Source organism: Vibrio sp. SCSIO 43155 (assembly GCF_023716605.1).
GTDB classification, from domain to species: Bacteria; Pseudomonadota; Gammaproteobacteria; order Enterobacterales; family Vibrionaceae; genus Vibrio; species Vibrio harveyi.
Genome location: NZ_CP071852.1, coordinates 3,405,611 through 3,419,476 on the forward strand (window position 1 = coordinate 3,405,611; position 13,866 = coordinate 3,419,476).

At 45.8% G+C, this 13,866-nt stretch carries 13 protein-coding genes; 3 read left to right on the forward strand and 10 right to left on the reverse strand.

Features of this window, described 5'->3' with window-relative positions; all coding sequences use genetic code 11:
• The first annotated feature begins 116 nt into the window (after positions 1-116).
• Complete coding sequence (gene sthA, locus J4N44_RS16185; RefSeq protein WP_012126563.1) at positions 117-1,547, forward strand: Si-specific NAD(P)(+) transhydrogenase; 1,431 nt, start codon at positions 117-119, stop codon at positions 1,545-1,547.
• A gap of 68 nt (positions 1,548-1,615) precedes the next feature.
• Here the strand turns inward: sthA and dinF are convergent, their stop codons facing one another.
• The 3 genes from dinF to lexA all read right to left on the reverse strand — a co-directional run bounded on the left by dinF (position 1,616) and on the right by lexA (position 4,664).
• A complete protein-coding gene (gene dinF, locus J4N44_RS16190) occupies positions 1,616-2,959 on the reverse strand; it encodes an MATE family efflux transporter DinF (protein ID WP_252044655.1) in 1,344 nt (447 codons plus the stop codon).
• A gap of 55 nt (positions 2,960-3,014) precedes the next feature.
• Positions 3,015-3,809 (reverse strand): class I SAM-dependent methyltransferase, encoded by a 795-nt coding sequence (locus J4N44_RS16195; RefSeq protein ID WP_009695929.1) that lies wholly within the window; start codon positions 3,807-3,809, stop codon positions 3,015-3,017.
• Between the two features lie 234 nt (positions 3,810-4,043).
• Positions 4,044-4,664 carry a transcriptional repressor LexA gene (lexA, locus tag J4N44_RS16200; RefSeq protein WP_005438488.1) on the reverse strand — a complete coding sequence of 207 codons (621 nt, stop codon included), beginning with the start codon at positions 4,662-4,664 and terminating at the stop codon, positions 4,044-4,046.
• Positions 4,665-5,032: 368 nt separating this feature from the next.
• Here lexA and plsB point away from each other — a divergent pair, with 368 nt between their 5' ends.
• The gene (plsB, locus tag J4N44_RS16205) at positions 5,033-7,459 is read left to right on the forward strand and encodes a glycerol-3-phosphate 1-O-acyltransferase PlsB (RefSeq protein ID WP_005451993.1); all 2,427 of its coding nucleotides are present in this window, start codon (positions 5,033-5,035) and stop codon (positions 7,457-7,459) included.
• An 84-nt stretch (positions 7,460-7,543) separates the two neighbouring features.
• On the opposite strand, the gene ubiA is transcribed toward plsB, so the two are convergent.
• Positions 7,544-8,398 (reverse strand): 4-hydroxybenzoate octaprenyltransferase, encoded by an 855-nt coding sequence (gene ubiA / locus J4N44_RS16210; protein ID WP_005451994.1) that lies wholly within the window; start codon positions 8,396-8,398, stop codon positions 7,544-7,546.
• Positions 8,399-8,938, reverse strand: coding sequence for a chorismate lyase (locus J4N44_RS16215; protein WP_009695930.1), 540 nt, complete (start codon positions 8,936-8,938; stop codon positions 8,399-8,401).
• 153 nt (positions 8,939-9,091) lie between these two features.
• Here J4N44_RS16215 and J4N44_RS16220 point away from each other — a divergent pair, with 153 nt between their 5' ends.
• Entirely contained in the window at positions 9,092-9,502 is a 411-nt protein-coding gene (locus tag J4N44_RS16220) for a flagellar basal body-associated protein FliL (RefSeq protein WP_005451996.1), read from the forward strand.
• Between the two features lie 103 nt (positions 9,503-9,605).
• Here the strand turns inward: J4N44_RS16220 and glpG are convergent, their stop codons facing one another.
• The 5 genes from glpG to ftsE all read right to left on the reverse strand — a co-directional run bounded on the left by glpG (position 9,606) and on the right by ftsE (position 13,846).
• The gene (gene glpG, locus J4N44_RS16225; RefSeq protein WP_005451997.1) at positions 9,606-10,448 is read right to left on the reverse strand and encodes a rhomboid family intramembrane serine protease GlpG; all 843 of its coding nucleotides are present in this window, start codon (positions 10,446-10,448) and stop codon (positions 9,606-9,608) included.
• Positions 10,448-10,768 (reverse strand): thiosulfate sulfurtransferase GlpE, encoded by a 321-nt coding sequence (gene glpE, locus J4N44_RS16230; protein ID WP_009701354.1) that lies wholly within the window; start codon positions 10,766-10,768, stop codon positions 10,448-10,450. The genes glpG and glpE overlap by 1 nt, the downstream gene beginning before the upstream one ends.
• Positions 10,769-11,180: 412 nt before the next feature.
• Positions 11,181-12,038 carry an RNA polymerase sigma factor RpoH gene (gene rpoH / locus J4N44_RS16235; RefSeq protein ID WP_005452003.1) on the reverse strand — a complete coding sequence of 286 codons (858 nt, stop codon included), beginning with the start codon at positions 12,036-12,038 and terminating at the stop codon, positions 11,181-11,183.
• A 175-nt stretch (positions 12,039-12,213) separates the two neighbouring features.
• Positions 12,214-13,182 carry a permease-like cell division protein FtsX gene (gene ftsX / locus J4N44_RS16240; RefSeq protein ID WP_005452004.1) on the reverse strand — a complete coding sequence of 323 codons (969 nt, stop codon included), beginning with the start codon at positions 13,180-13,182 and terminating at the stop codon, positions 12,214-12,216.
• Positions 13,172-13,846: a cell division ATP-binding protein FtsE gene (gene ftsE, locus J4N44_RS16245; protein ID WP_005452005.1), complete on the reverse strand. Its 675-nt coding sequence runs from the start codon at positions 13,844-13,846 to the stop codon at positions 13,172-13,174. Before ftsE ends, ftsX begins: the two co-directional genes overlap by 11 nt.
• Between the last annotated feature and the right edge of the window lie 20 nt (positions 13,847-13,866).

Genomic DNA, 13,866 nt, shown 5'->3' on the forward strand with positions numbered 1-13,866 from the left:
GTAGACATACAGCATACCAATTAGTTCTTTTGGGCGATTCTGCGTGATCACTTCCACTCTCTAGCAGGCATTACGTGTTCCCAATAGAGTAAATGAGTTAAAATCCCGCTACAGCAATGTTAAGCAAATATAACAAGGAAGACATCATGGCGCATGCTAATCACTATGACGTGATCGTAATTGGTAGTGGCCCGGGCGGTGAAGGGGCGGCGATGGGATTGACCAAAGCCGGACTGAATGTTGCCATCGTAGAAAAGGAAAGCAGTGTTGGTGGCGGTTGTACGCACTGGGGAACCATACCATCCAAAGCATTGCGTCACGCAGTTAGCCGTATCATTGAATTCAATAGCAACCCGTTATTCTGCCGCAATAACACCAGCCTTCATGCAACATTTTCTGACATTTTAGGTCATGCAAAATCGGTAATAGATAAACAGACTCGACTTCGTCAGGGCTTTTATGATCGCAACTCATGCACACTGTTGTTTGGTACAGCCCGCTTTATCGATAACTACTCCATCGCCGTCATGCAAAGTGATGGTACGGAAGAAGTATACTCAGCAGATAAATTTGTTATCGCTACAGGCTCTCGTCCATACCAACCAAATGACGTTGACTTCTTACATGAACGCATCTACGACAGTGATTCCATCCTGAGCCTGAAGCACGACCCTCGCCACATCATTATTTACGGTGCAGGCGTGATTGGTTGTGAATACGCCTCAATCTTCCGCGGTTTAGGCGTGAAAACTGACCTGATTAACACTCGCGACCGCCTGCTCTCTTTCTTAGATAACGAAGTATCAGACGCATTGTCTTACCACTTCTGGAACAGTGGCGTGGTGATTCGTAACGATGAAACATTCGAGAAAATCGAAGGCACTGAAGATGGTGTTATCGTGCATCTTCAATCTGGCAAGAAGATGAAAGCCGATTGCCTACTGTATGCTAATGGTCGAACGGGTAACACAGACAAACTCAACTTACCTGCGGTTGGACTTGAGGGTGATTCACGCGGACAGCTCAAAGTAGATGGTAACTACCGTACAGAGGTAGAACACATCTACGCAGTCGGTGATGTAATTGGCTACCCTAGCCTAGCGAGTGCAGCGTATGACCAAGGTCGTTTCGTGGCACAAGCCATCACTAAAGGGCAAGCTGACGGCAATCTGATTGATGACATCCCAACGGGTATCTACACCATTCCAGAAATCAGCTCAGTGGGTAAAACCGAGCAAGAACTGACTGCGGCGAAAGTACCTTACGAAGTGGGACGCTCTTCGTTCAAGCATCTCGCTCGTGCACAGATTGCAGGTAAAGACATCGGCAGCTTGAAAATCCTCTTCCATCGCGAAACCAAAGAGATTCTTGGTATTCACTGCTTTGGTGAGCGCGCCGCGGAAATCATCCACATCGGTCAGGCCATCATGGAACAAAAAGGTGAAGCCAATACGATTGAATACTTCGTCAATACCACCTTCAACTACCCGACGATGGCAGAAGCGTATCGCGTAGCGGCGCTAAACGGTTTGAACCGATTATTCTAAATCAATTGGGTTGCCATGATCCAAAAGCAAAAACAGCAGGTTTCGACCTGCTGTTTTTTTATGTGTAACTAGGCAAGAAAGCGACCCTTGCGCCATTGATAGAAGAAAATAGCGCCGAGTCCAATCCCTCGCATTGCCATGAAACTGGACATCGCAAACCACAGCGCATGGTTTTGCCAGCCAGAGAACAAAAAGAAAATCGCAAAGAAACAGCAAGTCGCCACGAACATACTGTTTCGCATGTCTTTGCCTTTAGTGGCGCCAACAAAAATGCCATCAAATAGGAAACACCACATCGAAGCTAATGGCATGACCACCAGCCATGGTAAATATATCGAGGCTTGCTGCTGCACCGCGTCAATCGAAGTGATCATGGCGATCAACTGCGATCCCGCCAAACCAAATACTGCAGTCAAACCTAAGCAGATGATCAGACTCCAGAAGAAAGTACCAATCAACGAAGCACTGAGCTGCGCTCGGTCTTTGGCACCAATCGCTTTGCCGACCATGGCTTCCATGGCATAAGCAAAACCGTCCATGCCATAGGAAATCATCATCAAGAAACTCATCAATACCGCATTGGCCGCAACCACATCATCACCAAAGCTCGCACCTTGGAAAGTCATAAAGCTAAACGTAGCTTGTAAACATAGCGAGCGTAAGAAGATATCGCGATTGAGTTTTACGAAACGCCCTAGCCCATGTTGAGTATCGGTTAGCAGGCTCTTAGGTGATGGCAACAGACGGGCACACCACGTCCTCCATACACACATCAAGCCAAACGCCATGCCAGAGTAATCAGCAATCACTGAGGCTAGCGCTGCCCCTTCAACTTTCCAACCCAAACCAATCACAAACAGTAAATCGAGCGCAATATTGGTCACGTTGGTGATGATCACCATCCACATTGGGGCTTTGGAGTTTTGCGTTCCGAGTAGCCAGCCCAACAACACAAAGTTCATCAGCGCAGCGGGGGCACTCCACACTCGGATAGAGAAATATTGCATGCCGTAGTGCTTCACTTCAGCACTGGCATCACTCCAACCAAATATCAGATCCGCGATCGGGTTATGGGCAATAAGGAAGACTAACGCAAACAGCAGTGCCATCAGTGAGCCTTGCATAAACACCAAAGCAAGTTGTTTTCGGTCTTCACCACCATAGGATTGCGCCGCTAATCCAGTGGTCGACATACGTAAAAAGCCAAGCAACCAAAACGTCACACTGATCATGGTACTACCAAGCGCAACACCACCTAGATACCAAGCGTGTTCAAGGTGACCGATCACCGCAGCGTCAACCAAGCCCAATAGTGGAACAGTAATATTCGACAGCACCATAGGGATAGCGAGCGCTAACACTTGGCGATGCACTTGAGGATTCGATAAAGGAGAGAAGATAGAGTTTGTCACAGGCACCTCGTTGTTTAGATCAGCGAGTGTACCTGAGTGTTCAATGCCTAGCCAATTACCACTTGATGTGAACGAGAACTGGCGTGAGACGATGCTTCAACATTGGGATCTTATTCAGCCAGCGCTGCCATGCTTTCCAGCGTGAGCAAAATCGGTCGAATGGCGAGAAGGCTTTGACCCATTGCGCCCATGGCAGCCAATGCAGTACTTGTTGTGCTGGTGCTTCAAAACCATGTGCATACGTATCTGAGCCGAGCTTCTGACCCCATTTACTTTCGGTTAAGTCACCTGCTAGTACCATGCACACTTCTGCCGATACAAAATGACGCCCCAGAGTTTGGATGAAAGTCGCAACGCGCGATTCATCACAATCGAGTAAAGCCATCTCACACAGAATCAATACTGGTGCTTTTTCAGGAATGCGCAGTTCATCTAACCAATTCATGTCTTCTACGCTGCCACAACGATGCTCGTAGCGTTCGTTTTTATGAAACAATCGCTGACGCCAAACCAGATTCTCGGTGACATCCAGTTCAATCCAGTGACAACGACCATTGTCCAAACGGTAGAAACGCGTATCTAAGCCCGCACCAACGTTAATGATCCAAGCGTCTGAGTGTTGTTGAAGAAAGTGACTAACCTGCTGATCGCACAGCTGAGTTAAAGTCACGTGCAGCAGCTGCTTCTGATCGACGTCGCCACTGATGCAATCTGGTGCCATCTTGCAGCTCAAGCACGCTTTTGCAGCGATCGGATCGTACACCAAGCCGTTATCGACCAAGCTTTCGCGGCTACGCAAAAACAACGGTTTCAACAGATGATTGGGTACGTGATGTTGAGGCTTGGACATGGGCATTTCCTTGCGCCGAAAAGAAAATGGTTAAATGGAATTAGATGATAATAAATCTCAATATCATTTGCAAGTTTTAACGCAACAGCCAAACTCTCTGAATCAGTGCGAGCGTAACTATGCTCGGAAGAAAAGAAATATGTTTTGAAGAAAATAAAAGTGGGAATAGAAAGTGCAGAAAACACAAAGCCCAGCAGAACGCTGGGCTTTATTAGAATGCTTGAGGTAAGAAACCTACATCCAGTCAGTGTTACGGATGATGCCAACCGCCAGACCTTCAATCGTCAGGTGTTGCGATGTTAGGTCAACTTGGATTGGTGAAAACTCTTCATTCTCTGCATGCAGTAGAACTGTAGAACCTTTACGCTCTAAACGCTTCACCGTCACATCATCATCAACACGTGCAACCACAACTTGACCGTCGCGCACATCTTGAGTTTTGTGCACAGCCAGCAAATCGCCGTCCATAATACCGATGTCTTTCATACTTTCGCCGTTTACGCGAAGTAAGAAATCTGCTTTTGGTTTGAACATCGCAGGGTCCACTTGGTAGTGAGACTCCACATGCTCTTGAGCCAGAATCGGCTCACCAGCAGCAACCTGACCAATCAAAGGCAGACCTTGATCGTCATTTGCCGCATCTTCGAGTAGGATTCGGATCCCGCGAGATGCGCCTGGAATAATTTCAATCGCTTGTTTACGAGCAAGCGCTTTTAGGTGTTCTTCTGCGGCATTCGCAGAGCGGAAGCCAAGCTCACGCGCAATCTCTGCACGAGTTGGTGGCATTCCGGTGTCTTCGATTTTGCTTTTAATCAAATCGAAGACTTGTTGTTGGCGTGGCGTTAACGGCTTCATATGTCACCTGTCTTTTTATACAGTTAACTGTGAGTATATCCAGTAAATGAACAAATGAAAACCCAATTGGTTGTTTTTTAATTTATTTGCGCCAGTTTCAGATCCCACCCACAAACCTCAAGTGAACATGCGTTTTAAACGCGCAATAGCCAATTCGTCTAATGAAAGCAACAACCTAGGGGTTCGACTAATTTCCGCTCAATAAAATTAAAAGGTTTGACCAGTTTCTGGTATCCTTGCTGCGCTTAAAATTTATCGCCTAGGCTTATTTCTATAGCCGTATCCATTTCCTTTCCTATAGAAGAAGGGAAAGCGGACGCAGAAATAAGGTTAGGCTTGTTTGAATACCTATTGAGGCTGTGAACTTTATGTCTTCTGGACAATCATTTTCACGTTCATTACTAAAACTACCTTTATCGGTAATGGTAAAGGGCACCACAATCCCATCGAATCCGATTGACGATCTCAACATCGACCTAGCGAAACCGATTGTGTACGCCTTACCGTTCCGTTCGAACGTGGATTTGCTGACACTACAAAAACAAGCTTTGAGCCTTGGTCTACCAGACCCGCTTAGCCCGCTAGAAATCAATGGCAAAAAACTGACTCGTTACGTGTTTATTGCCTCTCGTCCAACCGTGATGAGCAATGATAACGACGTACCGAGTGAGTCTGTTTCTCTGTTTACTGATTTACTTGAATTGCACAAGCTCGATAGCGAGCTAGACGTACAAATGATTCCAGCGACCGTACTTTGGGGTCGTAAGCCAGGTAAAGAAGAAAACCATAAGCCGTACCTGCAACCAATGAACGGTCCGCAAAAAGCAAAAGCGGTAATGGCAGCAGGTCGTGACTGTTTGGTGCGCTTTAGCCCAGTGGTTTCACTGCGTTACATGGCAGACTCTCACGGTACCGACAGCGCTATTGCACACAAGCTAGCGCGCGTTGCACGTATCCACTTCTCTCGTCAGAAGCTCGCGGCATCGGGTCCAAACCTGCCTCAACGCCAAGTGCTGTTTGCACGCTTAATGAAATCGCCAGCAATCGAAAAAGCGATTGAAGACGAAGCGCAAAGCAAAAACATTTCTATCGAGAAAGCACGCAAAGAAGCCCATGACATCATGGATGAGATTGCAGCGGACTTCTCTTATGGCTTGGTGAAAAACGGCGATCGTATTCTTGGCTGGTTGTGGACGAAGCTGTACCAAGGTCTACACATAAACAACGCTTCGACTGTTCGTCGCCTAGCGCAAGATGGTCATGAGATCGTGTACGTACCATGTCACCGCAGTCACATGGACTACCTACTGCTTTCTTACGTTCTATACCATGAAGGTATGGTGCCACCGCATATTGCTGCGGGTATCAACCTGAACTTCTTCCCTGCGGGTCCAATCTTCCGTCGTGGTGGTGCGTTCTTTATTCGTCGTAGCTTTAAAGGCAATAAGCTGTACTCCACGATTTTCCGTGAGTACCTATCAGAGCTGTTTGCTAAAGGTTACTCGGTTGAGTACTTCAGTGAAGGTGGTCGTTCACGTACTGGTCGTCTACTTCAAGCAAAAACCGGTATGTTGGCAATGACGATTCAAGCCATGCTACGCGGTCTAAACCGTCCAGTAACGTTAGTGCCTGTTTACATCGGTTACGAGCACGTAATGGAAGTAGGTACTTACGCCAAAGAGCTTCGAGGTTCACGCAAAGAGAAAGAAAACGCAGGTCTTGTGCTACGAACTCTGCGTAAGCTGCGCAACTTTGGTCTTGGTTACGTGAACTTCGGTGAGCCAATTCAGCTAAACCAATACCTGAATGAGCACGCTCCTGAGTGGACGAAAGACATCGATCGCATGGGCGGCAGCAAGCCACAATGGATGAACCCAGTGGTGAACGGTCTGGCAAACAAGATGATGACGCACATTAACGATGCAGCAGCGACTAACGCGCTGACTCTATGTGCGACCGCGCTATTGGCGTCTCGTCAGCGTGCATTGTCTCGTGACTCTCTAATCAATCAGATCGAATGCTACTTGAAGCTACTTAAGAACAACCCATACTCAAACACTTCAACGGTTCCAACAGAAACGGCTGAAGAGTTGGTAGATCATGCGATCTCACTTGATAAGTTTGTGATTGAAACCGACACCATGGGTGACATCATTTCGTTGGATCGTAGCCAGTCGATTCTGATGACTTACTACCGCAACAACATCATTCACCTGTTCGCCCTACCATCATTGATTGCTCAGATGATTATTCGTCAGCGCAACGTGACCGTAGAGAAAATTCAAGAAAACGTCGCTCAAATCTACCCATTCCTGAAAAAAGAGCTGTTCCTAAGCTACAAGGAAGAAGAGTTGAACGAGCTGGTCGTGAAGATCTTGAACGAGTTCATTGAGCAGAAGATGGTTTGCCAAGATGGTGACAAACTGGAAATTAACCAGTCAAACAACCAATCATTGGTTTTGTTGGGTCGTACTATCACTGAAACACTGCAACGCTACTCTATTGCGATGAACTTACTGGTAGCTGACCAAGAACTGGGTAAATCAGACCTTGAACAGCAGAGCCAAGACATTGCGCAGCGTTTGGGTCGTCTACACGGTATTAACGCGCCAGAGTTTTTCGACAAAGGTGTGTTTGCTGCAATGTTCAATACGTTGAAAGAGCAACAATACCTAGATAGCGACGGCAACTGCGATCTTGAGAAGACACAGCAATTTGCCAAACTACTCTTTGCTTTGCTCTACCCAGAAGTGAAATTGACCATCGAAGAGAGTATCCACCAGCTGCAAGCATAATTGGCTTAAGCTCGATATTCATCTCGACAAAACATAAAAGGCATCCAATTGGATGCCTTTTTCTATCTGAACGTTTGTACTGAGTTACCAGAAAGCGATAAACAGACCGACCGCAATCACCATTCCCACATAGTTGTTGTTAAGAAAGGCTCTGAAGCACAAGTCGCGCTCTCGGTGGCGAATCAAGTGTTGCTGGTATACAAACAAAGAAGCCGCAACCAAAATCGTCCAATAGTAGCTTTGCCCAAGTTCGTAATGTTGACCAAGCAACACTAACATCGCCAAGGTAATCAACTGCAGAACACCAATCACCAGCTTATCGTGACGCCCGAACAAGATAGCCGTTGATTTGATACCAATCTTTAAATCATCATCACGGTCGACCATCGCATATTGAGTATCGTAAGCAATGGTCCACAAAGCGTTAATCACAAACACAAACCACACAATCCAAGGCAATTCGCCTGTTTGTGCTGCCCATGCCATCGGAATCGCCCAACTAAAAGCCAAACCTAAAAACAGCTGAGGCAAATGGGTGTAACGCTTCATAAATGGATAAATGAACGCTAAAAAGATACCAGCAAAGGATAGCTTGATCGTCAGCGGGTTCATGGTCAGCACCAATAAGAAAGAGCTGATACCTAGAACTAAAAACAGACCAATCGCTTCTTTCGAGGTCACTTTACCTGAGGGTAAAGGACGCTGCTTGGTACGTTTCACATGACCATCAACTTTACGGTCAGCAAAATCGTTAATCACACAACCGGCGCTTCGCATTAGGAATACACCTAACACAAACACGATGAGTACATTCCAACTTGGCATGCCTTGGGCGGCAATTACAAGTGCCCAAACCGTCGGCCACAATAACAAGAGTGAGCCAATTGGGCGATCCATTCGCATCAGTTGCCAATATGCTTTGGCTTTTTCTGCGGACATTTACACCTTCTCCTTAGCGTAAACTGGTGAATTGGGTAAGAATAGCTCAGCAACCAGCATGGGTTTGTGATTCATCCACAGTCTTGAGCGTCGCGCTAAAAGGCGCCCCTGTGGCAAATTAACCCATCCCATTTGCAGAGCATCGCGTTCAACGTTATCGGCGCTGAACACAGTTAAGCCCAGCGGAATATCTCCTTGCTGAGCTAAGTCATACTGTTGATCGACCAAGGTTGAACGAGGAATGAGCGTGCGTCCAATGACCCAATCTGTATTGTCGCCACATAAAATCACCTCTCTCAGTAGGCAATCTTGCTCAGACAATAGCTGGCTCTCATCCTGTTTTAACGTCTTGGCAGTGACGATCTGATTGTGCAGCAATTCCACTGTTAAGCGTTGGCAGTGCTGACCTAAACGACGTGACAAAGAGCCCTTTTCTTCAAGCCAATGCTTGGCGAATTCGTTAGGGAATTCAAAATCTTCGGGGTTTTGCCACTCTACTTCCAATAAAGAAGTAAGATAGAGTGATGTCGGCTGATTCATACTAGTATTCAATTGGAGGCTTTATGCGTACAATAAAGCAACAACTTACCGTCTTATTGAAACTGTAAGTTCCGTTATTTGTTATAGACGGTCTATTGTATCAAGACTGAAGCGATTCGAATATCGCGATCCAGAGAAAGAAAAGTTAGAAATATGTACAAACGTTATATAGCCCAAATTATTTTCGCGCTAAGTCTGCTTATTTCAGCACCGAGTTGGGCTGAATCTGAAGAGGCAGCACCTAAGTTAGCCTACTTTACGCTCGAACCCGATTTAACTACGAACTTCTATACCAAGGGTAATAAACTGGGTTATGTACAGGTGCGTATCGATATCATGGTGATGAGTCAGCAAGACCTCGCCGTTGTCGAACACCACCAACCATTGATCCGAGATGCGGTGATTGAACTATTGGGTAAACAAACAGAAGATACGATTAAGTCTTTATCTGGTCGTGAGGATCTGCGCAAAACGTTGGTGAAAGAACTCAATGAAACCCTACTGCCAGAGACGGGTAAAACCATCATCGCTGATTTGCTGTTTACCAAATACCTTTACCAATAATATGAACAGTTAAAGCTGACGAGCTGCTCCTATTAAACGAAAGGCAGATAAACAAAAGACCACCGATTGGTGGTCTTTTTGTTGGTGTCTGTAAATCATTAACTTAGGAGGTTTGTTGGTATTTCTGTTTACCAGAATCAAACAACGCTATCGCCATACCAGAAAGTAAGCCAACTAAGTGGGCCGTGTTGGCAATCGCCATAAATGGTTGAACATAGCCAAGAACCAACCACACTAGCATAAAGCCAATAATAGGTTTAGGTAGTGTTAAGCCAAGATGTGGACAACGGTAACCAAGGATCCACAAGTAACCAAGTAGCGCATAAACCACACCAGATAAACCGCCGAAGTTTGCTCCTTCAACATAAAACTGACCCGCGCCGGAGAGCGCTGCAGAAATAAGGAAGATTTGCAGTAACTTTCCAGAGCTTAAACGGCGCTCGATATCGCCTCCCAATTGCCACCACCACAAGAGGTTGAACACAATATGGGTAACAGAAAAGTGCAATAACGCATGGCTAACCCAGCGCCAGAGCTGCCATTGCTGCCCTTCGAACGCAGGAAAATGCAATAAAGCAAACACACCATCACCAAAGCCGAACATCTGCAAAAAGTAGATAACGGCACAGACAACCATGATCAGCAAGGTCACTGGGCCCGCCTTAGCTTTCACCATACCCATAATGCTCGGGCTGGAATAATGAAATTTGCTCTTACGAGTATCGGCAACGTCCCACGAAGCGGCGCTATATTTCGACGCTGATGGATTGGCTAAGAATTGTTTTAGCTCGGCTTCGACTTCAATTTCATGCTGCGCATCCGTCAGCCAAAGTGCAAACTGTCCTTCACCTTCCGGCATCATCTGAATATCAATCTTGCGTGATGCCATGTAATCAATGAAGGCTTGCGCCATACGTGGATTATTTAACGTTACCAATCTCTTCATTAACTTCTCACTATCGGTAGTTCTGCTCGTTGCCAGGCTTCAAAGCCGCCATCCACACTGTACACCTGTTCGAAGCCTTGGTTAACCAAATATTGTGCCGCACCTTGGCTACTGATGCCGTGGTAACACATCACTAGGATTGGTTGTTCGAATTCCACATCGTTCATGAAAGGAACGATCGAATCATTAGTCAGATGAAAAGCGGATTCTGCATGCGCGACAGCAAAAGATTGAGGGTCACGAATATCTACAAGTTTTGCTTCACCTTGTTCGAGCAATGCCTGAGCGCCTTGAACATCGATATGTTGAAACTGGTCCATTTACTTTCTCTATGTCATTTTCGTTATTGACGCCATTGTAACCTATCCAAAGCCAAACTTAGACACAGAGATAGTCAGGTCATTGAAAGCTGTACACATTCGCACCGTTTGTGGATAAATCTGTGGATTGCGTTGATAAAGTATATTTGGGTCATTTGATCCACAAGATGTAGTAATGATCTTGATCTAACTGTGTGTATATTTACAACTATCCCCAAGTGAAAAACCACGCCTAAGCCTTATTTAGTCCGGCTTTCGAACAGTTGATGAATAATTACTTCACAGAGTTATGCACAGGTAGCACAGATAAATTAGATCGCAAACGCTATCGATTTTCGATCGAAAATAAAAAAGCCGAGATCACATGATCTCGGCTTTCTATGAAAATCTTACTTTAGATTAGAAGCGAAAGTTAGAACTCACCAACAGCAAGTTTCAGTTTCTTCATCGCGTTCTTTTCTAACTGACGAATACGCTCGGCAGATACACCAAACTCATCCGCTAGATCTTGAAGTGTTGCTTTCTCATCATCCAACCAACGAGAACGGACAATACGTTGACTACGCTCATCCAAACTCGCAAGAGCGTGGCCTAAACGATTATTAGTATGCGTTTCCCAGTTAGCAGCTTCAATATTATCTGCTACATCAGACGATTTGTCCTCTAGGTACAACATTGGCGCTGTGTACGAGTTTACATTGTCGTCGTCATCCATTGGCATATCGAACGTTGAGTCCACTGCCGCTAGACGCGATTCCATTTCACGTACTTCTGAAGGCTCGACACCTAGCTCACGAGCTACGGTTTCAACTTCACCGTTGTTAAACCAACCTAGACGCTTTTTCGACTTACGTAGATTGAAGAACAGCTTACGTTGCGCTTTGGTTGTCGCGATCTTAACAATACGCCAGTTACGCAATACGTATTCATGGATTTCAGCTTTGATCCAGTGAACAGCGAAAGAAACCAAACGTACACCCACTTCAGGGTTAAAACGCTTAACCGCTTTCATAAGACCGATATTGCCCTCTTGTACTAGATCTGCCATTGGCAAACCGTAGCCTGAGTAGCCACGAGCAACGTGAACAACGAATCGTAGGTGTGACAAGATAAGGCCTTTCGCCGCGTCAATTTCACCCTTGTAGTGTAATCGTTCTGCAAGCTCACGCTCTTCGTCTGCAGTTAGCATTGGGTAGCTGTTTACAGAACGGATATAGCTATCAAGGCTATCTTGCGTGACTAGAGCCATCGGATACGCTTCTTTTGTCATTCAATTCCTCATCAATCTCTGATCTGGAGCATTACATTGCAATTTAGCTTGGCCATCTTGAACTTAAAATGAACAAGTTTCAAGAAGGGCGAGTAATTATCCATAAACAAATTGTCTAAACAAGAGGTAAAAATTAGCTTGTGCTAATAAATTCCAAGTATAAGACCTTTATCACCTAAACTGGTTCAATTTCTTTTAGATGACGCTGCGCGGATACTCGTGCGGCGATACAACCCAGTAAACTACCAGTGATAATTAATAGCAGAGATTCATCCCAACTCAGACCAATCAAGCGGAACTGACTGTCGTATAGTGAAGCCAATTGCTCAACGGCATTGTTCATCACCACAGTAATCAATGCGGTGACTAACCAAGCAATGCTCGCCCCCAGCACACCGAACCACATACCCGTGTACAAGTAAGGACGCAGAATGAAACCGTCGGTCGCACCAATCAGCTTCATGGTTTGAATCTCTTCTTTGTTCGCCAGCACATTAAAGCGCAATGTATTGCCGACGATTAAAAATACAGCACCTAACATCAGTATTGTCAGGGTGATGACAATAATGCCAGCAAGGGTTTTTATGGCATCAAGACGCGCCAGCCAATCTTCATCGAGCCTAACGTCAGTAACGTCTTGTTGCTCACGGACTTGCTTGGCTATCGACTGAATATCACTCTTTACTTCTGAATCAGGTGTGATCACCAACACGCCTGGTAGTGCGTAACCACTCAACAGACTCAACGCTTGGTCAAAGCCAGCGTATTGGCTTAAATCAGATAGACCTTGTTGCGGCGAAATATATTCCACCTCTTTTACCAAAGGCCACGTTTCGATTTGGTCTTTTAACACCATCACACGCGCATCAGGCATGCCTTCTACTAAGTAAGCACTAACTTGCGATGGTGAAGCGACATCTTGTGCTGCGCTCGCCACGTTTTTACCCAGCAAGTACAAGCAAGCAGGCATCGCTAATGCCACTGAAATAACAGCTAAGGTAAGAATGTTACCTAAAGGACGACGCCATAACGCGCCAAAAGAAGATTTTGCTTGTTTTGCATGGACAGAGAAAAAACCATCGGTATTTGCACGCTTGGCACTGCGACCTTTCCCTTTTTTCTGGGTGCGCTTGTTACCTACCATAGTCTTCTACCTCACTTAGGAAGCCTTGGTTCAATTCAAAATGGCGATATTGTGGGCGAGTATTTACTAACCCGATATCGTGCGTCGCAAGGAGAATCGTTACGCCAGCACGGTTAAATTCTTCAAACAATCGTAACACACGGTTAGACAGCTCTGGATCAAGGTTACCAGTTGGCTCATCGGCCACCAGTAGAGTTGGTCGGTTTACGACAGCGCGTGCAATACCAACACGTTGTTGTTCACCACCCGAAAGTTGACTTGGCAAACAACGGGCTTTATCCAACAAGCCTGTTTTATCCAACGCCGCAGAAACACGGCGTTTGATTTCGTTTTCAGAAATCGATTCGATGCGCATCGGCAGTGCAACGTTGTCGAACACACTGCGATCCATCAATAGACGGTGATCTTGGAAAACAATCCCGATATTGCGACGCAAGAAGGGAATGTCTTTGTTTGGAATACGAGTGATATCGTGACCATTGAAATGGATTTTGCCATCGGTTGGTCGCTCTATCGCACATATCAGTTTCAACAAGGTACTTTTACCTGCTCCGGAATGCCCACCTAAAAACGCCATTTCTCCGCGTCGAAGGTGAAAATCGACTTTCTGTAAGGCTTGTCGACCACCTCGGTAAGCTTTGCTCACTTGCTGAAATTTGATCACCGTTGATTTCCTCTAACTCT